This is a genomic window from Microbacterium timonense, from assembly GCF_900292075.1.
GTDB lineage: Bacteria > Actinomycetota > Actinomycetes > Actinomycetales > Microbacteriaceae > Microbacterium > Microbacterium timonense.
Genome location: NZ_OLMV01000001.1, coordinates 235,747 through 256,221, shown reverse-complemented (window position 1 = coordinate 256,221; position 20,475 = coordinate 235,747). Strand labels below are relative to the sequence as shown.

General features: G+C 69.7%; 20 protein-coding genes. 8 read left to right on the top strand and 12 right to left on the bottom strand.

Annotation, left to right across the window (positions count from 1 at the left end; all coding sequences use genetic code 11):
- Positions 1–24 precede the first annotated feature (24 nt).
- Genes C9992_RS01235 through sufB form a run of 5 tightly spaced genes read right to left on the bottom strand, consistent with a single transcriptional unit; the run spans position 25 to position 4,106 of the window.
- Entirely contained in the window at positions 25–354 is a 330-nt protein-coding gene (locus C9992_RS01235; protein ID WP_045298811.1) for a metal-sulfur cluster assembly factor, read from the bottom strand.
- Between the two features lie 9 nt (positions 355–363).
- Entirely contained in the window at positions 364–1,158 is a 795-nt protein-coding gene (sufC, locus tag C9992_RS01230) for a Fe-S cluster assembly ATPase SufC (RefSeq protein ID WP_106813783.1), read from the bottom strand.
- Between the two features lie 15 nt (positions 1,159–1,173).
- On the bottom strand, positions 1,174–1,503 hold the full coding sequence (locus tag C9992_RS01225; protein WP_106813782.1) for a non-heme iron oxygenase ferredoxin subunit: 330 nt from the start codon (positions 1,501–1,503) through the stop codon (positions 1,174–1,176).
- Positions 1,500–2,687: a Fe-S cluster assembly protein SufD gene (sufD, locus tag C9992_RS01220; RefSeq protein WP_106813781.1), complete on the bottom strand. Its 1,188-nt coding sequence runs from the start codon at positions 2,685–2,687 to the stop codon at positions 1,500–1,502. Before sufD ends, C9992_RS01225 begins: the two co-directional genes overlap by 4 nt.
- Positions 2,688–4,106, bottom strand: a complete 1,419-nt coding sequence (gene sufB / locus C9992_RS01215; protein WP_106814571.1) for a Fe-S cluster assembly protein SufB — start codon at positions 4,104–4,106, stop codon at positions 2,688–2,690.
- 270 nt (positions 4,107–4,376) lie between these two features.
- Between sufB and C9992_RS01210 the strand changes: the two genes are divergently transcribed.
- Positions 4,377–5,348, top strand: coding sequence for a COX15/CtaA family protein (locus C9992_RS01210; protein ID WP_106813780.1), 972 nt, complete (start codon positions 4,377–4,379; stop codon positions 5,346–5,348).
- A 107-nt stretch (positions 5,349–5,455) separates the two neighbouring features.
- A complete protein-coding gene (locus C9992_RS18160) occupies positions 5,456–5,968 on the top strand; it encodes a dinucleotide-utilizing enzyme (RefSeq protein ID WP_200826196.1) in 513 nt (170 codons plus the stop codon).
- An 85-nt stretch (positions 5,969–6,053) separates the two neighbouring features.
- Here C9992_RS18160 and C9992_RS01200 read toward each other — a convergent pair whose 3' ends face one another.
- From C9992_RS01200 to C9992_RS01190, 3 genes are all read right to left on the bottom strand, one after another.
- On the bottom strand, positions 6,054–7,274 hold the full coding sequence (locus tag C9992_RS01200) for an RNA polymerase sigma factor (protein ID WP_235007900.1): 1,221 nt from the start codon (positions 7,272–7,274) through the stop codon (positions 6,054–6,056).
- A gap of 10 nt (positions 7,275–7,284) precedes the next feature.
- Positions 7,285–7,638 (bottom strand): YciI family protein, encoded by a 354-nt coding sequence (locus C9992_RS01195; protein WP_106813778.1) that lies wholly within the window; start codon positions 7,636–7,638, stop codon positions 7,285–7,287.
- 114 nt (positions 7,639–7,752) lie between these two features.
- Positions 7,753–8,694: a heme o synthase gene (locus C9992_RS01190; RefSeq protein WP_106813777.1), complete on the bottom strand. Its 942-nt coding sequence runs from the start codon at positions 8,692–8,694 to the stop codon at positions 7,753–7,755.
- 339 nt (positions 8,695–9,033) lie between these two features.
- Here C9992_RS01190 and tkt point away from each other — a divergent pair, with 339 nt between their 5' ends.
- From tkt to pgl, 6 genes are read left to right on the top strand one after another with little or no spacing between them, the layout of a single operon-like run.
- Positions 9,034–11,133 (top strand): transketolase, encoded by a 2,100-nt coding sequence (gene tkt / locus C9992_RS01185; protein ID WP_106813776.1) that lies wholly within the window; start codon positions 9,034–9,036, stop codon positions 11,131–11,133.
- Positions 11,134–11,165: 32 nt separating this feature from the next.
- A complete protein-coding gene (tal, locus tag C9992_RS01180) occupies positions 11,166–12,287 on the top strand; it encodes a transaldolase (protein WP_106813775.1) in 1,122 nt (373 codons plus the stop codon).
- A complete protein-coding gene (locus tag C9992_RS01175; protein ID WP_106813774.1) occupies positions 12,284–13,906 on the top strand; it encodes a glucose-6-phosphate isomerase in 1,623 nt (540 codons plus the stop codon). Before tal ends, C9992_RS01175 begins: the two co-directional genes overlap by 4 nt.
- Positions 13,907–13,920: 14 nt before the next feature.
- Complete coding sequence (zwf, locus tag C9992_RS01170) at positions 13,921–15,471, top strand: glucose-6-phosphate dehydrogenase (RefSeq protein WP_106813773.1); 1,551 nt, start codon at positions 13,921–13,923, stop codon at positions 15,469–15,471.
- A complete protein-coding gene (locus tag C9992_RS01165) occupies positions 15,468–16,427 on the top strand; it encodes a glucose-6-phosphate dehydrogenase assembly protein OpcA (protein WP_106813772.1) in 960 nt (319 codons plus the stop codon). The genes zwf and C9992_RS01165 overlap by 4 nt, the downstream gene beginning before the upstream one ends.
- Before the next feature lie 33 nt (positions 16,428–16,460).
- A complete protein-coding gene (pgl, locus tag C9992_RS01160; protein ID WP_106814570.1) occupies positions 16,461–17,240 on the top strand; it encodes a 6-phosphogluconolactonase in 780 nt (259 codons plus the stop codon).
- Positions 17,241–17,700: 460 nt separating this feature from the next.
- On the opposite strand, the gene C9992_RS01155 is transcribed toward pgl, so the two are convergent.
- From C9992_RS01155 to C9992_RS01140, 4 genes are all read right to left on the bottom strand, one after another.
- Complete coding sequence (locus C9992_RS01155; RefSeq protein ID WP_106813771.1) at positions 17,701–18,057, bottom strand: RNA polymerase-binding protein RbpA; 357 nt, start codon at positions 18,055–18,057, stop codon at positions 17,701–17,703.
- Positions 18,057–18,305, bottom strand: coding sequence for a preprotein translocase subunit SecG (gene secG / locus C9992_RS01150; protein ID WP_045298839.1), 249 nt, complete (start codon positions 18,303–18,305; stop codon positions 18,057–18,059). The genes C9992_RS01155 and secG overlap by 1 nt, the downstream gene beginning before the upstream one ends.
- A gap of 148 nt (positions 18,306–18,453) precedes the next feature.
- Positions 18,454–19,263, bottom strand: coding sequence for a triose-phosphate isomerase (tpiA, locus tag C9992_RS01145; protein WP_106813770.1), 810 nt, complete (start codon positions 19,261–19,263; stop codon positions 18,454–18,456).
- Entirely contained in the window at positions 19,254–20,468 is a 1,215-nt protein-coding gene (locus tag C9992_RS01140; RefSeq protein WP_106813769.1) for a phosphoglycerate kinase, read from the bottom strand. The genes tpiA and C9992_RS01140 overlap by 10 nt, the downstream gene beginning before the upstream one ends.
- Positions 20,469–20,475 lie beyond the last annotated feature (7 nt).

Below are 20,475 nucleotides of genomic sequence, written 5' to 3'. Positions count from 1 at the left end.
ACGCCGGCAGGCCGCACGCGCCCGTCAGATGGCGAAGCCGAGCGCGCGCATCATGTCGCGCCCGTCGTCGGTGATCCGCTCCGGTCCCCACGGCGGCATCCACACCCAGTTGATGCGGAACCGCTCGACGATGTCATCGAGGGCCTGCGCCGTCTGCTCTTCGAGGACGTCGGTGAGCGGACAGCCCGCCGAGGTGAGCGTCATGTGGATGACCAGGGCGTCGTTCTCGTCGTCCCACGCGAGGTCGTAGATGAGGCCGAGGTCGACGACGTTGATCCCGAGCTCGGGGTCCATGACGTCCTTGAGAGCCTCGGTCACCTCGTCGTACTTCTCGGGGGTGAGCGTCGCGGTCATAGCAGGATCCTACGCTTCGCTGCCCACGGGGGCGTCGGCGGCCTCCTCCTCGCCCGCGGGCAGGAAGCGGTCGTAGCCCTCGTCCTCCAGGCGGTCGGCCAGCTCCGGGCCGCCCTCCTCGACGATCCGCCCGTTGACCATGACGTGCACGAAGTCCGGGGCGATGTAGCGGAGGATGCGGGTGTAGTGCGTGATCAGGAGCACACCCAGATCGGTCTCGGCCTTGGCGCGGTTCACACCCTCCGAGACGATCTTCAGCGCGTCCACGTCCAGGCCGGAGTCGGTCTCGTCCAGCACCGCGATCTGGGGCTTCAGCAGCTCCAGCTGCAGGATCTCGTGCCGCTTCTTCTCACCGCCGGAGAAGCCCTCGTTGACGTTGCGCTGGGCGAACTTGGAGTCCATGCGCAGGTTCTTCATCGACGCCTTGACGTCCTTGGTCCAGGTGCGGATCGAGGGCGCCTCGCCGTCGATCGCGGTCTTGGCGGTGCGCAGGAAGTTGGTGACGGTGACGCCGGGGATCTCCACCGGGTACTGCATGGCCAGGAAGAGCCCGGCCCGCGCCCGCTCGTCCACGGACATCGCCAGCACGTCCTCACCGTCGAGCGTGATCGAGCCGCTCGTCACCGTGTACTTGGGGTGACCGGCGATCGTGTACGCGAGCGTGGACTTGCCCGAGCCGTTCGGGCCCATGATGGCGTGAGTCTCACCGGTGCGGATCGTCAGGGTCACGCCGTTGAGGATGGGCGTGGTTCCGGCATCCGTCTCGACCGTCACGTGCAGGTCGCGGATCTCGAGGACAGACATTGTTCAGTACCTTCTTCAGTTCACTTCGAGCTTGACGGTCGGGTCGATGAGCACATCATCGCCGTCGATGGTGACCGCGAAGACCGGGACCGGCTCGTACGCGGGGAGGTTCAGGGGCTTGCCGGTGCGCAGCGAGAACGCCGAGCCGTGCGCCCAGCATTCGAGGGACTCGCCGTCGACGAACCCCTCGGACAGCGAGATGTCGCCGTGCGTGCAGACGTCGCCGATGGCGTGGACCTCACCGTTGGAGTCGAGCACGACCGCGATCGCGACGCCGTCGATCTCCACGCGCCGGGCCTCGTCCTGCACGAGCTCGCTCAGAGCGCAGACGCGTTCGGCGGTCATCGGTCGGCCCCCTTCGCCAGTTCCTCCTCGATCGCGGCGAAGAGCTCTGCCTCGAGGTCGGCCACGCCGATCTTCTGCACGATCTCGGCGAGGAAGCCGAGCACGACGAGCCGGCGCGCCTCCTCCTCCGGGATGCCGCGGGCCTGGAGGTAGAACAGCTGCTCGTCGTCGAAGCGCCCGGTCGCGCTCGCGTGGCCGGCGCCGCGGATGTCGCCCGTCTCGATCTCGAGGTTCGGGATGGACTCGGCGCGGGCGCCCTCGGTCAGGACGAGGTTGCGGTTGGCCTCGTAGGAGTCGGTGCCCACGGCATCCGCTCCGATGAGGACGTCGCCGATCCAGACGGTGCGCGCCGCGGAGCCCTGCAGCGCGCTCTTGTACAGCACATCGCCGCTGGTCTCGGCGCCCTTGTGATGCAGGTACACCTGGCTCTCGAGGTGCTGCCCGGAATCGGAGTAGCTCAGCCCGTAGAGCTCTGCTCGCGAGCCGGTGCCCGCCAGCTCGACGCTGGGGTTCACGCGCACGACGCCGCCGCCGAAGCTGACGACGACGTGGCGGAGGGTCGCGTCGCGCTCGACGCGCGCCTGGTGGGACGCGACGTGCACGGTCTCGTCATCCCAGCTCTGCACGGTGACCAGTTCGAGGTGCGCGCCCTCCCGGACGATGATCTCGATGTTCTGCGCGTGCTGCGCGGTGCCCGAGTGACGGAACACGACCGTGGCATGCGAGTTCGCCTGCGCCTCGACGACCACATGCGCGTGGGCGAGTCCGCCCGTGCCGGTCAGCGAGACCACGATGGGCTCGTCGTACTCCGCTCCGGCCGGGATGCGCAGCAGCGGCGCCTCGGTCTCCTGCGCGAAGGCGATCGCGCTGGGCAGGTCCTCGGGACGGAAGACCTCACCCCGCGGAGCGGTTCCGGCACGGAGGCGCTCCTGGATGAGCCCCTCGGGACCACTCACCTCGACACGGATGACGCCGTGGGGGCCGGCCTCGTCGACGAAGAGGGGCTGGAGCTTGGCGATCGGCGTGTGCTTCCAGTTGACCTCACGCCCCGTGGGGGCCGGGAAGTCAGCGGGGTCGAAGGACCACGGCCGCTCGGACCGGGTCTGCACGGGCACGAAAGCGCCGGCGCCATCGGAGTGGCCCTTCGCGCCGGGAACGGTGGGGGCCGAGGTGACGGAGCTCATCTAGCCGACGGATCCTTCCATGCCCATCTCGATGAGCTTGTTGAGTTCGAGCGCGTACTCCATGGGCAGCTCACGGGCGATCGGCTCGATGAAGCCGCGCACGATCATGGCCATGGCCTCGTCTTCGGGAAGACCGCGGCTCATGAGGTAGAAGAGCTGCTCCTCGCTGACCTTGGAGACCGTCGCCTCATGGCCCAGCTGCACGTCGTCGACGCGGATGTCGATGGCCGGGTACGTGTCCGAGCGCGAGATCGTGTCGACCAGCAGAGCGTCGCAGCGCACCGTGTTGGCCGAGTGATGCGCGTTGGCGTCGACGCGGACCTCACCGCGGTAGCCGGCGCGTCCGCCCCCGCGGGCGATCGACTTCGAGACGATCGAGGACTGCGTGTACGGCGCCATGTGGATCATCTTGGCGCCGGCGTCCTGGTGCTGACCGGGGCCGGCGAAGGCGACGGACAGGGTCTCGCCCTTGGCGTGCTCGCCCATCAGGAAGATGGACGGGTACTTCATCGTGACCTTCGAGCCGATGTTGCCGTCGATCCACTCCATCGTCGCGCCCTCGTGGGCCACGGCCCGCTTGGTGACGAGGTTGTAGACGTTGTTCGACCAGTTCTGGATCGTCGTGTAGCGCACGCGCGCGTTCTTCTTCACGATGATCTCGACGACGGCCGAGTGCAGCGAATCGCTCTTGTAGATCGGGGCCGTGCAGCCTTCGATGTAGTGCACGTACGAGCCCTCGTCCGCGATGATGAGCGTCCGCTCGAACTGGCCCATGTTCTCGGTGTTGATGCGGAAGTACGCCTGCAGCGGGATCTCGACGTGAACCCCCGGCGGCACGTAGACGAACGAGCCGCCCGACCAGACCGCCGTGTTGAGCGCCGCGAACTTGTTGTCGCCGGCGGGGATCACGGTGCCGAAGTACTCCTCGAAGAACTCAGGGTGCTCGCGCAGCGCCGTGTCGGTGTCCATGAAGATGACGCCCTGGGCCTCGAGGTCCTCGCGGATCTGGTGGTAGACGACTTCGGACTCGTACTGAGCCGCGACACCCGCCACCAGACGCTGCCGTTCGGCCTCGGGGATGCCGAGCTTCTCGTAGGTGTTGCGGATGTCCTCAGGCAGCTCCTCCCAGGAGCCGGCCTGCTTCTCCGTCGAGCGCACGAAGTACTTGATGTTGTCGAAGTCGATCTCGCTGAGATCTGCCCCCCACGTGGGCATGGGCTTGCGCTCGAACAGCTGCAGTCCCTTCAGCCGCGTCTTGAGCATCCACTCCGGCTCGGCCTTCAGGGCCGAGATGTCACGCACCACGGCGTCGTTCAGGCCGCGCTTCGCGCTCGCGCCCGCGGCGTCGGGGTCGTGCCAGCCGAACTCGTAGACACCCAGGCCATCCAGCTCCGGGCGATCGATCAGCACATCAGACATCGTCACGTTCTCCTCCGGGTCCTGCGGTGTCATCCGCCCCAGCATTCCGGTTCCTCCGGTGGAGATACCGGAGGGGGGATGCCGCTTCTCGGGCCCTCTCAAGCGGCGCCGACCATCGCGCCTAGAATGTCAGTGGTACGCGGCGCCTGAAAGCCACCGGCTCGATGCGCTCGCGACCGACCCCTCGATTCTACAGGTTCCACCCCGGCACGGGCGCGCGCCGTCCGTCATATGCGGCGCGAGGAGCCTCTCCCTGGAGGCGACGAAAGCATGTCCGCGCAACAGTCCACCACCACCGCTCCAGGGATCGGGCAGCGCCTGCGCCGGTGGCTGCCCGACCGCGTGGACCGCAGGGTGCTCACCGCCGCCTGGATCTCGCTGGTGCTCGAGATCGCCATCGTGGGCACCGGCGGCGCCGTGCGGCTCACCGGCTCCGGACTGGGCTGCGAATGGCCGCTGTGCACACCGGACTCGCTGTTCCCGACGGCCGAGCAGAGCTACCACAGCGTCATCGAGTTCGGCAATCGCGCGCTGTCGTTCTTCGTCGGGCTGGCGGCCGTCGCCCTGATCGTGCTCGTGTCGCGGCTGCGCCGCGAGCGCCGCGACCTGTGGGTGATGTCGTGGATCGTCTTCGCCGGTGTCCTGGTGCAGGCGGTGGTGGGCGGGGTGCTCGTGATCTTCGACCTGCACCCCAACCTGGTGTCCTTCCACTACATCGTCTCGCTCATCCTCGTCGGGGTGTCCGCCGCGATCGTCGGACGCGCGACGCAGCCCGCGGGTCGCCGCGAGGCCGCGGTGCCGCGCTGGCTCGCCGTGACCACGCACATCACCTCCCTCGTACTCGTGCTCACGGTGCTGGTCGGGGTGCTCACGACCGGCGCCGGCCCGCACTCGGGCGACCCCGAGGTCACCCTGCGCAACGGGTTCGATGCCACCCTGCTGGAGCACGTGCACTCCTGGCCCGCCTACGCGCTGTTCGCACTGACGATCGTGCTGGTGATCGGCGCGTGGCGCGCCGGCCCGGGCGCGGCCGGCCTCCTGCGCTGGGCGACGGTCCTGCTGGCGGTCGAACTGGTGCAGATCGGCGTGGGGCTCTACCAGGCGCGCAACGACCTGCCACCGCTGGCTGTCGGCATCCACATGGTCCTCGCGGCGATCGCCGTGGCCACCATGACGGCCGCCGTGCTGCAGCTGAAGAAGCCGGCTGCCGTGGACGCCGGTGACCGCGCTGCCGCACGCTGACCCGTCACAGGGAATTCATAGCGGCCGGATTGGCGCCGCAGAGACTCTTTTGCCAGGGTGGGAGGCCGCGGCCACCCGGGTCGCATACCGCGAGGAGTGATCGCCACATGCCCACCCGTCCCCGTCTCATCAGCAGCATCCCGTTCTGGGGCCTTCTCGTCGTGTCGCTCGCGACGATCGTCGGCGGCTGGTTCCTCACCACCGACAAGCTCGGCACGATGACCTCCACGCTGACCGACGGCAGCGCGACCGGCGTGGATGTCTACGTCGGCCAGTCGATCGCACAGCTCGGCTCGATCCTCATCGGCGCCGGCATCGTCGGCGTGCTGCTCACCCTCGCCATCGCCGCTCTGTCCACGCTCCGGCCGCACCCGCCGGTCGAGGTCGTGGAGCCCATCGACTGGACTGCCGAGTCCGGGACCACCGCCGCGCAGGCCGACCTCGCACCGACCACGGGGGCCGCCGAGCCGGTCGCCGACGCCGCACCCGTCGCACCCACGCCCGAGCCGGTGGTCGATGCCGAGCCGGTCGCCGACCGTCCCGCCGCCGACACGGCGTCCACCGCACCTGCCGATCAGCCGAAGACGGCCACGGAGCCCGGCTCCGAGGCGTCCCGCTGACGTCGATGTGAGAAGGGCCGCCCGGGCGAACCGGGCGGCCCTTCTCGTGTCCCGGGTGCGAAAGAGCCTCGCCGTGCGATGCTGCTCACGCGCGCGAGCGCGCTTGTGACGCCTCTTCCTGCAGCCGCGCGCGCTCGGCGAGGCTCGCGGTGAGCCCAGCGGCGCGATCGTACTCCGCTGCGGCCTCCGCCCACCGCTCGCTGCCGGCGAGGAACGCCGCGCGCGCCGCAGGAAGATAGGCGTAGCGATCCAGCGCCGGCGCGTCACGGACGGCCTCGATCGCCGCCAGACCCGCCTGCGGCCCGTCGCGCATGCCGATCGCGACGGCGCGGTTGAGCTCGACGACCGGGCTCGGCCACGCCTCACCCAGCACGTCGTAGAGGTCGACGATCCGACCCCAGTCCGTGGCTTCCCACGTGCGCGCCTGGGCGTGCACGGCCGCGATCGCGGCGGAGATCGCGAACCGGTCGACCGGCCCGGCCGCCGCGGTCCCCAGCATCGCGAGGCCCTCCTCGACCTGCGCCCGGTCCCACAGCGACCGGTCCTGGTCGGGAAGCAGCCGGTCGCGCGTCGCACGCCGCGCGTCGATCAGCAGCATGAGAGCCAGCAGCCCCGCCACCGATCGGTCGCGTGGCACCTGCGTCTGCAGCATGCGTGTGAGCGCGAGCGCCGCGGCGACGAGGTCGCGCCCGCTCGACTCCCCCGGCGAGGCATGCCCGACGGTGAATGCGAGATAGAGCACGTCGCACACCGCCGACGTCCGAGCGGGCATCTCCCGCACATCCGGCATCCGGAAAGGGATGTGTGCGGCGGCGATCTTGCGCTTGGCGCGGGTGATCCGGGCCGCCATCGTCTGCTCGGTCACCAGGAACGCCCTCGCGATGTCAACGGTCGCGACGCCGCACACCAGACGCAGGGTGAGCGCGACCTGCGCCTCCCGCGCCAGCGCGGGATGGCAGCACATGAAGATCAGCCGCAGCCGATCGTCCGCGCGCACCGCGGCGTCGTCATCCGTGACCTCATCGCGGACCAGCAGCGGCAGACGGCGCCGCAGGGCGACCTGCCGGCGGAGCAGGTCGCGCGCGTGGTTGGCGGCGACCGTCGTCAGCCACGCACCCGGACGGTCCGGGATGCCGCGCTCCGGCCAGAGCTCCACCGCCCGCGCGAACGCCTCCTGCGCGCACTCCTCCGCCAGGTCGAGCTCCCCGGTGAGCCGGGCGGTGGCCGCCACCACCGCACCCCATTCGCTCCGGTGGGCGGCCGCGACCGCCTCCCTCACCGTCGCGGCGGTTATGGCACCGGGCACGGCATCCTCCTCACGAATGGTCCACGAGCGGGTGGACCTGCACGCCGCTGTGATCCTGGCGGCTTTCGGCGAGAAGCCCCGCGAGCGCGAGGGCCGCGTCGAGGTCGGCGACATCCACGACGTAGAACCCGCCGAGGACCTCCTTCGTCTCCAGGAACGGTCCGTCGGTGATCAGCGGCTGCTCACCCCCGGGGCGCAGCGTCGTCGCCGTGCGGGTCGGCTCCAACTCGCCCGAGGCGAGGATCGCGGCACCGGCCTGCTGCCAGAACGCGCGGTGCCCCTCGTCTATCTGTCGCCGCTCGGACTCCGAGGCCGCCTCCCAGCGGGCTTCGTCGCCGTAGATCAGGATCAGATACTGCGCCATGGGTCTCCTCCGTCATCCAGAGGCATTGTGCCTCTCTCCTCCGACGAACGGGAGGCGACCGGATTCGACAGGCGGCCCGAATTCACCGACTGCTCAGCGCCGGCGGCCCCGAGCTCAGAACGGCAGCAGCGGGTCGACGGCGATCGCGACGAAGATCAGGGTGAGGTAGGTGATCGACGCGTGGAACACCCGCATCGGACGCGGTTCCGTTCCGCGCACCGCACGGGTGTAGAGCACGTGCGACTCGTAGATGAACCAGCCGCCGAACACCACCGCCGACGCGGTGTACACCAGTCCCATGCCGGCGACAGGGATCAGCAGGAGCGAGCACACGACGGTCGCCCATGCGTACAGGATCACCTGCAGACCGACCTGCGACCCCTGCCGGGTGGCACCCAGCATGGGCACGTGCACCTGCTCGTACTGCTCCTTGTACTTCATCGACAGCGGCCAGTAATGCGGCGGGGTCCACAGGAACACCAGGGCGAAGAGGATGACCGGCGGCCAGGCGAGCGATCCGGTGACGGCGGTCCAGCCGATCAGCACCGGGAAGCAGCCCGCGATCCCGCCCCACACGATGTTCTGCTCCGTGCGGCGCTTGAGGATCATCGTGTAGATGACGACGTAGAAGAAGATCGCGGCGGCCGAGAGCGTCGCGGCGAGCCAGTTCGTGGTGAGCCACAGCCACACCGTCGAGAACGCGGCGAGCGTCCAGGCGAAGATCAGCGCCCCCCGCGGAGACACCTCACCGGTGACGAGCGGACGATTCACGGTGCGCTGCATGTGCGCGTCGATGTCGCGGTCCAGATACATGTTGAACGCGGCGGCCGACCCGGCGCTGGCGGTGCCGCCGATGACCGTCGCGAGCACCAGCCACACGTTCGGGAAGCCGCCCTGGGCCAGGATCATGACCGGGACCGTGGTCACCAGCAGAAGCTCCAGCACGCGCGGCTTCATGAGCGCCACGTATGCGCGGACGGTACGGCCGACGCTCTGGCGAGGCCGGCGGGACCCGTCGCGCTGCGGCTCGGTCCCGACCGTCTTCGTGCTGTCCATGGCCCCCGCAATCGCCGTTCGCAGAATCCTCCCAAGTCTAGGGCATCGGCGTGTCGCGACCCGTCTGCCGGACGCCCCGCTCCCCTCGCGCGGCCGATTCACATCGCCGCCGCAAGGCGGGTGAGCAGAACGTGACGCCGTCGACACCGGCACGTCACCGGCGAGGATGCCGGCTTCGCAAGACTCCGTCACATAGACGGCTCGCATGGCCCGGGCGGTACCCCGCTTCGCTATGCTGAGATCACGCGCGCCCGCCGCCGATTCTCCCCTTCTCCATCCGGACAAGGGCCGCGAACCGGCCTCGTTCTCGGGCGCACCTCCTCTGTGAAAGGCGGCCCGGTGTCGGAACTGCGTTGGGAAGAGATCGATCGGCGCGCGGTGGACACCGCACGCGTTCTAGCGGCGGATGCCGTGGAGAAGGTCGGCAACGGCCACCCCGGGACCGCGATGAGCCTCGCGCCTGCGGCGTACCTGCTGTACCAGCGGGTGCTGCGCCACGACCCGACGGACACCCACTGGCTGGGCCGCGACCGGTTCATCCTCTCGGCCGGCCACTCGTCGCTGACGCAGTACGTCCAGCTGTACCTCGGCGGGTTCGGCCTGGAGCTCGATGACCTCAAGGCGCTGCGCACGTGGGGCTCGAAGACGCCGGGGCACCCGGAGTACGGACACACCAAGGGCGTGGAGATCACGACAGGTCCGCTGGGCCAGGGCCTCGCGTCCGCGGTGGGATTCGCCTACGCCGCCCGCTACGAGCGCGGGCTGTTCGATCCGGACGCCGCCGCCGGCACCTCGCCGTTCGACCACTTCGTCTACGTGATCGCCGGCGACGGCGACCTGCAGGAGGGCGTGACCTCGGAGGCCTCGTCGCTGGCGGGCCACCAGGAGCTCGGCAACCTCATCGCCATCTACGACTCGAACCAGATCTCCATCGAAGACGACACCAACGTCGCCTTCACCGAGGATGTCGCCCAGCGCTACGAGGCGTACGGCTGGCACGTGCAGGTCGTCGACTGGAAGAAGACCGGCGAGTACGTCGAGGACGTCGCGGAGCTGTACGCCGCGATCGAGGCCGCGAAGGGCGAGACGGCGAAGCCCTCGCTGATCATTCTGCGCACCATCATCGGGTGGCCCTCGCCCGGCAAGCAGAACACCGGCAAGATCCACGGCTCCGCCCTGGGAGCCGACGAGCTGGCGGCGACCAAGAAGGTCCTCGGCTTCGACCCGGAGCAGTCGTTCGTGGTCGCCGACGACGTCCTGACCCACACGCGGGCGCTGAAGGACCGCGCTGCCGAGGCGCGCGCCGCGTGGCAGGAGTCGTTCGACGCCTGGGCCGCGGCCAACCCCGAGCGCAAGGCCCTGCTCGATCGCCTGGAGGCCGCAGAGCTTCCCGCCGATATCGCCTCCGCTGTCCCGTCGTTCGAAGCAGGCAAGGACGTCTCCACGCGCGCCGCGTCCGGCGTGGTCATCAACGCCCTGGCCGCCGAGCTTCCCGAGCTGTGGGGCGGCTCGGCCGATCTGGCGGAGTCCAACCTCACCACGATCAAAGACGCGAAGTCGTTCATCCCGGCCGAGTGGTCCACGCACGAGTGGTCGGGCGACCCGTACGGCCGCGTCCTGCACTTCGGCATCCGCGAGCACGCGATGGGCGCCATCGTGAACGGCATCAAGCTGCACGGTCCCACCCGCCCGTTCGGGGGCACGTTCCTGATCTTCAGCGACTACATGCGCCCGGCGGTGCGCCTGGCCGCCCTCATGAACATCCCGTCGATCTTCGTCTGGACGCACGACTCGGTGGCGCTGGGCGAGGACGGCCCCACGCACCAGCCGATCGAGCAGCTTGCCACGCTCCGCGCCATCCCGAACTTCACGGTGGTGCGCCCGGCCGACGCGAACGAGACCTCCGCCGCCTGGCTGGAGATCCTGCGGCGCCAGGGCGGGCCGACCGGGATCGCCCTCACCCGCCAGAACATCCCGGTGTTCGAGCGCGGCGACGGCGAGGCATCCGGTGACGTGCTCGCCTCGACGGACGGCGTCGCCAAGGGCGCCTACATCCTCGCCGAGGCGCCCGGCGGCACGCCGGACGTGATCCTCATCGCGACGGGATCCGAGGTGCAGCTCGCGGTCGCGGCGCGCGAGACCCTCGCCGCCGAAGGCGTGAACGCCCGCGTGGTGTCGGCTCCCTCGCTGGAGTGGTTCGACGAGCAGGATGAGGCGTACCGCGAGAAGGTGCTGCCCTCCGCGGTCCGGGCGCGGGTGTCGGTCGAGGCCGGCTCGCCGCTCACCTGGCGCGGCATCATCGGCGACGCCGGCCGCTCGGTCGCGATCGACCACTTCGGCGCGTCGGCCGACTACAAGACCCTGTTCCAGAAGTTCGGCATCACCGCCGACGCCGTCGTCGAGGCAGCCCGCGAGTCCCTCGCGGCCGCGGCTCGCTGAGCGACGACACGAAAGCACGAGGAGAAGGCACCATGACCACCCCTACTGAGAAGCTGGTCGCCGACGGCGTGAGCATCTGGCTCGACGACCTGTCGCGCGAGCGCATCACGTCGGGAAACCTGACCGAGCTCATCTCGACCCGCAACGTGTCAGGCGTCACGACCAACCCGACGATCTTCCAGGGAGCGATCGGCGGCGGCGGGCACGCCTACGCCGACCAGATCACCGAGCTCGCCCGCGCGGGCGCCTCGGTCGACGACGCCATCTTCGCCGCGACCACCGACGACGTGCGCGACGCGGCCGACATCTTCCGTCCCGTCTACGACGCCACCGACGGCGTGGACGGCCGTGTGTCGATCGAGGTCTCCCCCGACCTCGCCCACGACACCGAAGCCACCGTCGCGCAGGCCAAGCAGCTGTGGGCCAGCATCGACCGACCCAACGTGCACATCAAGATCCCCGCGACCAAGGCGGGCCTTCCTGCCATCACGGCGACCCTCGCCGAGGGCATCTCGGTCAATGTGACGCTCATCTTCAGCCTGGAGCGGTACGCCGAGGTCATCGAGGCGTTCCTCGCCGGCCTCGAGCAGGCGCAGGCGAACGGCCACGACATCTCGAAGATCCACTCGGTGGCGTCGTTCTTCGTCTCCCGCGTGGACACCGAGGTCGACAAGCGCCTCGCCGCCATCGGCACCGACGAGGCCCTCGCCTTGAAGTCGCTCGCCGGTGTCGCCAACGCGCGCCTGGCGTACGAGCTGTTCGAGAAGGAGTTCGCCACCGACCGCGCGAAGGCGCTCACGGATGCCGGCGCACACGTCCAGCGTCCGCTGTGGGCCTCGACGGGCGTCAAGGACCCCTCACTCCCTGACACGCTGTACGTCACCGAGCTCGTCGCGCCGGGCGTCGTCAACACGATGCCCGAGAAGACGCTGCAGGCCACGTTCGACCACGGTGAGATCGCCGGCGACGCGGTGACCGGCACGTACGAGGCGGCACGCAAGATCTTCGCCGACCTGGCAGCCGTGGGCGTGGACTTCGCCGACGTCACCGATGTCCTCGAGACCGAGGGCGTCGACAAGTTCATCGCGTCGTGGCACGACCTGCAGGGAACGGTGAAGAAGGCGCTCGAGGACGCCCTCCAGAGCACCCGATGAGCTTCGACATCCACCTGAGCGGGCACGTCAAGTCCGTCGTCGAAGCGACGCTGCCCGGTCTGGTCAGCAGCCTGGTCGCGTCCGGCATCACCGCCGGTGACGCCTCCCTGTGGGGCCCGAAGGCCGAAGCCGAGGCATCCCAGCGGCTCGGCTGGGTGCAGGCGGTCAGCGTCTCGCGCCCGCTGGTTCCGGAGATCCTCGCCCTGCGCGAGCGGCTCAACGCCAGCGGCGTGACCCGGATCGTGCTGGCAGGCATGGGCGGCTCGTCGCTCGCGCCCGAGGTCATCACCCAGACGGCAGGCGTTCCGCTGGTCATCCTGGACTCGACCGCCCCGGGACAGGTCCTGGCCGCGATCGACGGCGACGCCGAAGGTGGCGACCTGACCCGCACGGCACTGGTGGTGTCGTCGAAGTCGGGCTCCACCGTCGAGACCGACTCCGCCAAGCGGGCGTTCGAGGCCGCGTTCCGCGACCTCGGGATCGACCCGGCTGAGCGGATCATCGTCGTGACCGATCCCGGCTCGCCGCTGGATCAGTCGGCGCGGGCAGACGGCTACACCGTGTTCAACGCCGACCCGACGGTCGGCGGCCGCTACTCGGCGCTCACGGCGTTCGGCCTCGTCCCCGCGGGACTGGCGGGCGCCGACATCTCCGAGCTCCTGGACGAGGCGGAGGCGTCGCTGCTCGAGGTCGCGATCGACAGCCCCGACAATCCGGCGCTGGTCCTGGCCGCGGCGATCGCCGGCGGCGACCCGCGGAAGGACAAGCTCGGTCTCGTCTCCGACGGGACGCACATCGCGGGCCTGCCCGACTGGATCGAGCAGCTGATCGCGGAATCGACGGGCAAGGAGGGCACCGGCATCCTGCCCGTCGTCCTGCTCCCCGTCTCGCCGGAAGTCGACGTCACTCCCCCGGACCTGCAGATCGTGCGGTTCGTCGACGAGGCGAAGCAGTTCCACCTCTTCGAGCATCACCAGGGCGAGGTGCTGGTCAGCGGTTCGCTCGGAGCACAGTTCGTGGTGTGGGAGTACGCGACGGCGATCGCGGGACGGATGCTGGGGATCGACCCGTTCGACCAGCCCGACGTCGAATCCGCCAAGGTCGCCGCGCGCGGCCTGCTGGAGGCGCGTCCCGAGCAGACCGCACCGGCGTTCGCCGTCGAGGGCGTCGAGGTCCGCGTGTCCGACCCCGAGCTCGCGGCATCCGGAACCGTCGCCGGCGTCCTCGACGCCCTGTGGGCTCGCATCCCGGCGGACGGATACGTCGCGATCCAGGCGTACGTGAACCGCCTCGAGCTCTCGCAGCTCGCGGGGCTCCGGGAGCTCGTCGCGGCGGACTCCGGCCGGCCGACGACGTTCGGGTGGGGGCCCCGGTTCCTCCACTCGACCGGCCAGTACCACAAGGGCGGACCGGCGAAGGGCGTGTTCCTGCAGATCCTCGAGCAGACAGACGTCGACCTCGAGATCCCGGGCCGTCCGTTCACCTTCGGCGAACTCATCCAGGCGCAGGCGGCGGGTGACGCCGCCGTGCTGGCGGACGGTCACGGCCGCCCCGTCGTCACCCTCACCCTGACCGATCCCCAGATCGAAGTGCTGTCGCTCTTCGAAGCGGCACAGTAGGAGCCCCATCCCTCATGACCGTCGAGATCTCGCGCGGGAAGAACCCGCTGCGCGACCCCGAGGACCGTCGCCTCAACCGCATCGCCGGTCCGAGCGCGCTCGTCATCTTCGGCGTCACGGGAGACCTCTCCCGCAAGAAGCTCATGCCCGCCGTCTACGATCTCGCCAACCGGGGTCTGCTGCCCCCGGGTTTCGCGCTGGTCGGCTTCGCGCGTCGCGACTGGGAAGACCAGGACTTCGCGAAGGTCGTCTACGACGCAGTCCGCCAGCACGCACGCACCGAGTTCCGCGACGAGACGTGGCAGCAGCTGCTGCAGGGCATCCGGTTCGTGTCGGGCGAGTTCGACGACCCCGACGCCTTCCGGCGCCTGCGCGAGACCGTCGACAAGCTCGACACCGAGCGCGGCACGATGGGCAACCACGCGTTCTACCTGTCGATCCCGCCGAAGGCGTTCCCGCTGGTCGCGGAGCAGCTGAAGTCGTCCGGTCTCGTCGACGACACCGCGGACCGGCCGGATCGGTGGCGCCGCGTGGTCATCGAGAAGCCGTTCGGCCACGACCAGGAGTCGGCACGCGCGCTCAACGACGTGCTGCGTTCGGCGTTCCCGACCGACTCGATCTTCCGCATCGACCATTACCTCGGCAAGGAGACGGTCCAGAACATCCTGGCGCTGCGCTTCGCGAACGAGCTGTACGAGCCGATCTGGAACCGCAACTACGTCGATCACGTGCAGATCACCATGGCCGAGGACATCGGCGTGGGCGGTCGCGCAGGGTATTACGACGGCGTGGGCGCCGCGCGCGACGTCATCCAGAACCACCTGCTGCAGCTCATGGCCCTCACCGCCATGGAGGAGCCGATCTCGTTCGACGCGAAGGATCTCCGCGCCGAGAAGGAGAAGGTGCTCGCCGCCGTCACGCTGCCCGAAGACCTCGCCCGGTCCACGGCCCGCGGTCAGTACGCCGGCGGCTGGCAGGGCGGTGAGAAGGTGCTCGGCTTCCTCGAAGAGGAGGGCATGGACCCGCAGTCCACCACCGAGACGTACGCCGCGGTGACCCTCGAGGTGAACACCCGGCGATGGGCAGGGGTGCCTTTCTACCTGCGCACCGGCAAGCGCCTGGGACGCCGGGTCACCGAGATCGCGGTGGTCTTCAAGCGCGCCCCCGAACTGCTCTTCTCCCGCAGCCAGACCTCGGGCCAGGGGCAGAACGCCCTCGTGATCCGCGTGCAGCCCGACGAGGGGGTCACGATCCGCTTCGGCTCCAAGGTGCCGGGCGCCGGCGCGCAGGTGCGCGATGTCACGATGGACTTCGGCTACGGCCACGCGTTCACCGAGGCCAGCCCCGAGGCGTACGAGCGTCTCATCCTCGATGTGCTGCTCGGCGACCCGCCGCTGTTCCCGCGGCACGAAGAGGTCGAGCTGTCGTGGCGCATCCTGGACCCGATCGAGCGGTTCTGGGAATCCCAGGGCGGTCCCCTCGAGCAGTACTCGCCCGGGTCGTGGGGCCCGGAATCCGCGGACGAGATGCTCGCCCGCGACGGACGGACCTGGAGGCGCCCGTGATCGTCGATCTTCCCGACACCACCGTCAGCAAGATCTCTCGCGCGCTGGTCAACGTGCGCGAGGAGGGCGGGGCGGTCGCGCTCGGCCGTGTGCTGACGCTCGTCATCCTCACCCGCGAGAGTGCGGTCGAAGAGGTCATCGAGGCTGCCAACGACGCCTCGCGCGAGCATCCCATGCGTGTCATCGTGCTGCTGATCCCGGACGGCTACGAGGGCGACTCGCGTCTGGACGCGCAGATCCGCGTCGGCGGCGACGCCGGCGCGAGTGAGGTCGTGACGCTGCGGGCCTACGGGGACGCCGGCCGCTCGAATCTCGAGAGCCTCGTCACCGGGCTGCTGCTGCCCGACGCCCCCGTCGTGGTGTGGTGGCCGAACCGCACGCCCGAGAGCATCTCGAAGACCTCGATCGGCCGCATCGCACAGAGGCGGATCACGGATGCGGCCACCAAGCCTGACCCGTCCGCCTTCGTCGCCGGACTCGGCGGGCAGTACGCGCCGGGCGACACCGATCTCGCGTGGACCCGGTTGACACGCTGGCGTGAGCAGCTGGCCGCCATCCTGGACCAGCCGCCGTACGAGCCGGTCGTGGGAGTGCGCGTGCGGGGGGCGGCGGACTCGCCGTCCACCGCCCTCCTGGCTGCCTGGCTGCGGCTCGCGCTGGACGTGCCGGTGGACTGGGCGTACCTCCCGGCCGACGAGTGGCCTCACGGCATCAAGTCGGTCGCCCTCGTGCGCGCCAGCGGCGAGGTCCTCCTGGAGCGCCCGACGCCGGGCACGGCGATCCTGACGCAGCCGGGGCAGCCCAGCCACGAGCTCGCGTTCCCCCGCCGCACGCTGCGGGAATGCCTGGCCGAGGAGCTTCGTCGGCTGGACCCCGACGTCCTGTATGGTCGAGTGATCACCGAGGGTTGGGAACTGCTCGACCCGCCGGCGACGAAGGAGACGCAGGTCCGATGAGCGATGCGCGGGTCACGGCCGGGGACGGTGCGGATGCCTGAGGGCTGGGCGGAGAAGCGCGTCGTCATCAGCTCCGACCCCGCGACGCTCGCCGACTCCGTCGCACCCCGCTTCCTGAGCCGCGTGGCCAAGCGGGTGGATGAGGGCAAGCTCGCCCACATCTCCCTCACCGGAGGCTCGATGGGCTCGGCCGTGCTCGCCGCGGCGGCCCGCAGTCCGAAGGCCGCGCGGATCGACTGGTCGCTCGTGCACTTCTGGTGGAGCGACGAGCGGTTCGTCCCGCGCGGCGACGCCGACCGCAATGACCGGCAGGCGCGTGAGGCGTTCCTGGACGGCCTGGACATCCCCGCCGGCAACATCCATTCGACTCTCGCCAGCGATGACGGCGTCGACCTGGATGCCGCGGCTGCCGCGTACGCCGAGGAGCTCGCGCGATTCCCCGGGGCCGAGGGGCCGTGGCCGTCGTTCGACGTCTGCTTCCTCGGGGTCGGTCCCGACGGTCACATCGCCTCGCTCTTCCCCGACCGGCCCGAGATCCAGATCACGGATCGTTCGGTGGTGGCCGTCCGCGAGTCCCCGAAGCCGCCACCCGAGCGCATCACGATGACGCGCCCCGTCATCAACAGCTCCAAGCGCGTGTGGCTCGTGCTCGCCGGCCCCGACAAGGCCGCCGCGCTCGGCCTCGCGCTCGCGGGTGCCAGCTACGCGAGCGTGCCCGCCGCGGGCGCCAAGGGCCGCAAGCGCACCACGTTCTTCGTGGATCGCGCCGCTGCCGCGCAGGTGCCGCCGGAGCTCATCGACCAGGAGTACTGAGGCGCGACGGATCAGCGTGTGTCTTGACCGGCCTGTGCCCCACGCGACCTCGAGGGTTCGGGCACGGGCGCGTCCCGGTCTCGACGCGCGGCCCGAACTCCTCAGATCTGCCGGAGTGACCCGGCGTTCGCGGTGATTCGTCCGTTGGATGGTGCAACCTTGAGGAGTTTGCGCACGCGGGTCGGCGGCGCCGAGCGGAGAGACGGCGCCCACCGGGACGCCGGGCAGTGGCGTGCCCGTCGTCCACCCGGGCCTCAGTCGCCCCGACCGTGCTGCACGAACTCCTCACATCTGCGGCAATCCCAAGGGATGCGCCGAGAGTTGTCCGTCGCAGCGGGCGGTTTTGAGGAGTTCGTGCACGTGCGCAGCGAGTGTATCGATCAGTCCCAAAGCAACGAAGAAGACCGGATGCCGCGGCATCCGGTCTTCTTCTCGTCTCACGAGGTCGCGAGACGGCTCGTCACTCCTGGCCGCGCCGCTCGCGCAGCTGACGCAGGGCGTCCTCGAGGAGGGTCTCGGCCTCTTCCTCGGTGCGACGCTCCTTCACGTAGGCCAGGTGGGTCTTGTAGGGCTCCGTCTTCGCGACCGCCGGCGGGTTCTCCTTGTCACGCCCGGCCGGAAGTCCCGAGTGCGGCGAGTCGATGATGTCGGGGATCTCCTCCTCGGGGATGCCCGCGGCGAAGTACCGCACCGTCTCGTTGCCGAGTGCGTCCCAGTACGAGATCGCGATGCGCTCGGCGTGGAAGCCGTGGTCCTGCTCTCCCATGGGCCCGGCACCGACGCGGGTGCCGCGGATCGCGTTGCCTCCGGTAGCCATCAGAGCGCCTGGAACTTCGTGATCAGGCCGAGCGCGACGATCGAGGCGAACCAGACCAGCGCGAGGACCACGGTGAAGCGGTTGAGGTTGCGCTCGGCCAGCCCGGACGAACCGAGCGCCGAGGTCATGCCGCCGCCGAACATGTCGGACAGGCCGCCGCCGCGCCCCTTGTGGAGCAGGATGAGAAGGGTCAGCAGGAGGCTGGTGATGCCCAGGAGCACCTGCAAGACGAACTCGAGGATCTGCACAGTCGTAGAAGCCTTTCGCGGCGATCATTCGCCGATCGCACAAGGGACAAGTATACGGGTTACCGCGTTTGGTCTCGCTTCGCTCGTTCAACGACCGCGAACACAGCCCGGTACTTGAAGGAGAGCGCAGCGACGAGACGAAACGCGATCAGACTCCGACGTGCTTCTGGTACCGGATGATGGCCGCGAACTCGTCCACGACGAGGCTCGCTCCGCCCACCAGTGCGCCGTCGACGTCGGGCTCCCGCATGAAGCTGGCGATGTTGGCCGCCTTGACGGAGCCCCCGTAGAGGACACGGGTGCGGGCCGCGGCATCCGGTCCCAGCTTCTCGGCGATGACCTCGCGGAGCTTCGCGCACACGTCCTGTGCCTGCTCGGGCGTCGCCGCCTGACCCGAGCCGATCGCCCACACCGGCTCGTAGGCCACGACGATGTCGGCATCCGCCTTCACACCGTCCAGTGCGGCCGCGAGCTGGCTCACGGGGACGGCGCTCGCACCGAACTTCTCCAGGTCCTCGCTGGTCTCACCCACGCAGATCACCGGCACCAGCCCGTGCTTGAGCGCGGCCTTCACCTTCGCGGCCACGACCTCGTCGGTCTCGGCGTGGTACTGACGACGCTCCGAGTGGCCGATGATGACGTAGCGCGCATCGAGCTTCGACAGGAACGCGCCGGAGATCTCCCCGGTGTATGCGCCCGAGTCGTGCACCGACAGGTCCTGCGCGCCCAGCGCGAAGGGGATCTTGTCGGCGTCGAGCAGCGTCTGCACGGTGCGCAGATCCGTGAAGGGCGGGAACACCGCCACCTCGACCGAGCCGTCCTCGTGCTTGGCATCCTTCAACGTCCAATGCAGCTTCTGCACGAACGCGACCGCCTGAAGGTGGTCGAGGTTCATCTTCCAGTTGCCTGCGATGAGCGGCTGACGCGGCCCCTGGGCCTGTCCCGTCGTCACTGCCATCCGAGGACCTCCAGTCCGGGAAGCTTCTTGCCCTCGAGGAATTCGAGGCTGGCGCCGCCGCCGGTCGAGATGTGACCGAACGCGTCGTCGGCGAATCCGAGCTGACGGACCGCCGCGGCGGAGTCTCCCCCGCCGACCACCGACAGTCCGTCCACCTCGGTGAGCGCCTGGGCGACCGCCTTGGTTCCGGCGGCGAACGCCGCCATCTCGAACACGCCCATCGGCCCGTTCCAGAACACCGTCTGGGAGTCGCGCACCTTGTCGGCGAAGATCGCCGCCGTCTCGGGACCGATGTCCAGCCCGAGGCCCGACGATCCGAACGGGGTGTCTTCGAGGGCGGATGCCGGGGCCACCACGTGCTCGGCATCGGCCGAGAAGGATGCGGCTACCACCGCATCGACGGGGAGCACGAGCTCGACGCCACGTTCCTTCGCCGTCGCGATGTAGCCCTTCACGGTGTCGAGCTGGTCGCGCTCCAACAGGCTCGAGCCGACCTGGTACCCCTCGGCCGCGAGGAACGTGAACATCATCCCGCCGCCGACGAGCAGGCGGTCCACGCGCGGAAGCAGATGCTCGATGACGCCGAGCTTGTCGCTCACCTTCGAACCGCCGAGGACGACGGTGTACGGGCGCTGCGGGTTCTCGGTGAGGCGGTCGAGGACGTCGACCTCCTTCTCGATCAGGAAGCCGGCGGCCGACGGCAGGATCTCCGCGAGGTCGTAGACCGATGCCTGCTTGCGGTGGACGACGCCGAAGCCATCCGAGACCAGCACGTCGCCGAGCGACGCCAGCTCCTCGGCGAAGGCACGACGGGTCGCGTCGTCCTTCGCGGTCTCGCCCGGGTGGAACCGGAGGTTCTCGATGATCGCGACGTCGCCGTCCTCGAGCGCGGCGGCCGCCTCGTGGGCCGACTCGCCGACGGTGTCCCGAGCGAACGCGACGGGCTTACCGAGCAGCTCCGAGAGACGCTGCGCCACGGGCGCCAGGCTGTACTTCGGGTCGGGCGCGCCGTCGGGGCGTCCCAGGTGGGAGCAGACGATGACGCGGGCGCCCTGGTTGATCAGGGCGTTGAGCGTGGGGAGCGTGGCCCGCACACGGCCATCGTCCGTGATGACCCCGTCCTTCAGAGGGACGTTGAGGTCAGCACGGACGATGACGCGCTTGCCGGCCAGCGGACCCAGGGTGTCGAGGGTACGCAGAGCCATGGCGGGA

Excerpts from the sequence above, each read along its gene's own strand:
- tal (WP_106813775.1), top strand. The coding sequence starts at position 11,166 with ATGACCACCCCTACTGAGAAGCTGGTCGCCGACGGCGTGAGCATCTGG.
- C9992_RS01210 (WP_106813780.1), top strand. The coding sequence starts at position 4,377 with ATGTCCGCGCAACAGTCCACCACCACCGCTCCAGGGATCGGGCAGCGC.
- C9992_RS01190 (WP_106813777.1), bottom strand. The coding sequence starts at position 8,694 with ATGGACAGCACGAAGACGGTCGGGACCGAGCCGCAGCGCGACGGGTCC.
- sufB (WP_106814571.1), bottom strand. The coding sequence starts at position 4,106 with ATGTCTGATGTGCTGATCGATCGCCCGGAGCTGGATGGCCTGGGTGTC.
- C9992_RS01155 (WP_106813771.1), bottom strand. The coding sequence starts at position 18,057 with ATGGCTACCGGAGGCAACGCGATCCGCGGCACCCGCGTCGGTGCCGGG.
- sufC (WP_106813783.1), bottom strand. The coding sequence starts at position 1,158 with ATGTCTGTCCTCGAGATCCGCGACCTGCACGTGACGGTCGAGACGGAT.
- tpiA (WP_106813770.1), bottom strand. The coding sequence starts at position 19,263 with ATGGCAGTGACGACGGGACAGGCCCAGGGGCCGCGTCAGCCGCTCATC.
- C9992_RS01195 (WP_106813778.1), bottom strand. The coding sequence starts at position 7,638 with ATGGCGCAGTATCTGATCCTGATCTACGGCGACGAAGCCCGCTGGGAG.
- sufD (WP_106813781.1), bottom strand. The coding sequence starts at position 2,687 with ATGAGCTCCGTCACCTCGGCCCCCACCGTTCCCGGCGCGAAGGGCCAC.
- C9992_RS01175 (WP_106813774.1), top strand. The coding sequence starts at position 12,284 with ATGAGCTTCGACATCCACCTGAGCGGGCACGTCAAGTCCGTCGTCGAA.
- pgl (WP_106814570.1), top strand. The coding sequence starts at position 16,461 with ATGCCTGAGGGCTGGGCGGAGAAGCGCGTCGTCATCAGCTCCGACCCC.
- C9992_RS01140 (WP_106813769.1), bottom strand. The coding sequence starts at position 20,468 with ATGGCTCTGCGTACCCTCGACACCCTGGGTCCGCTGGCCGGCAAGCGC.
- zwf (WP_106813773.1), top strand. The coding sequence starts at position 13,921 with ATGACCGTCGAGATCTCGCGCGGGAAGAACCCGCTGCGCGACCCCGAG.
- C9992_RS18160 (WP_200826196.1), top strand. The coding sequence starts at position 5,456 with ATGCCCACCCGTCCCCGTCTCATCAGCAGCATCCCGTTCTGGGGCCTT.
- C9992_RS01225 (WP_106813782.1), bottom strand. The coding sequence starts at position 1,503 with ATGACCGCCGAACGCGTCTGCGCTCTGAGCGAGCTCGTGCAGGACGAG.
- C9992_RS01235 (WP_045298811.1), bottom strand. The coding sequence starts at position 354 with ATGACCGCGACGCTCACCCCCGAGAAGTACGACGAGGTGACCGAGGCT.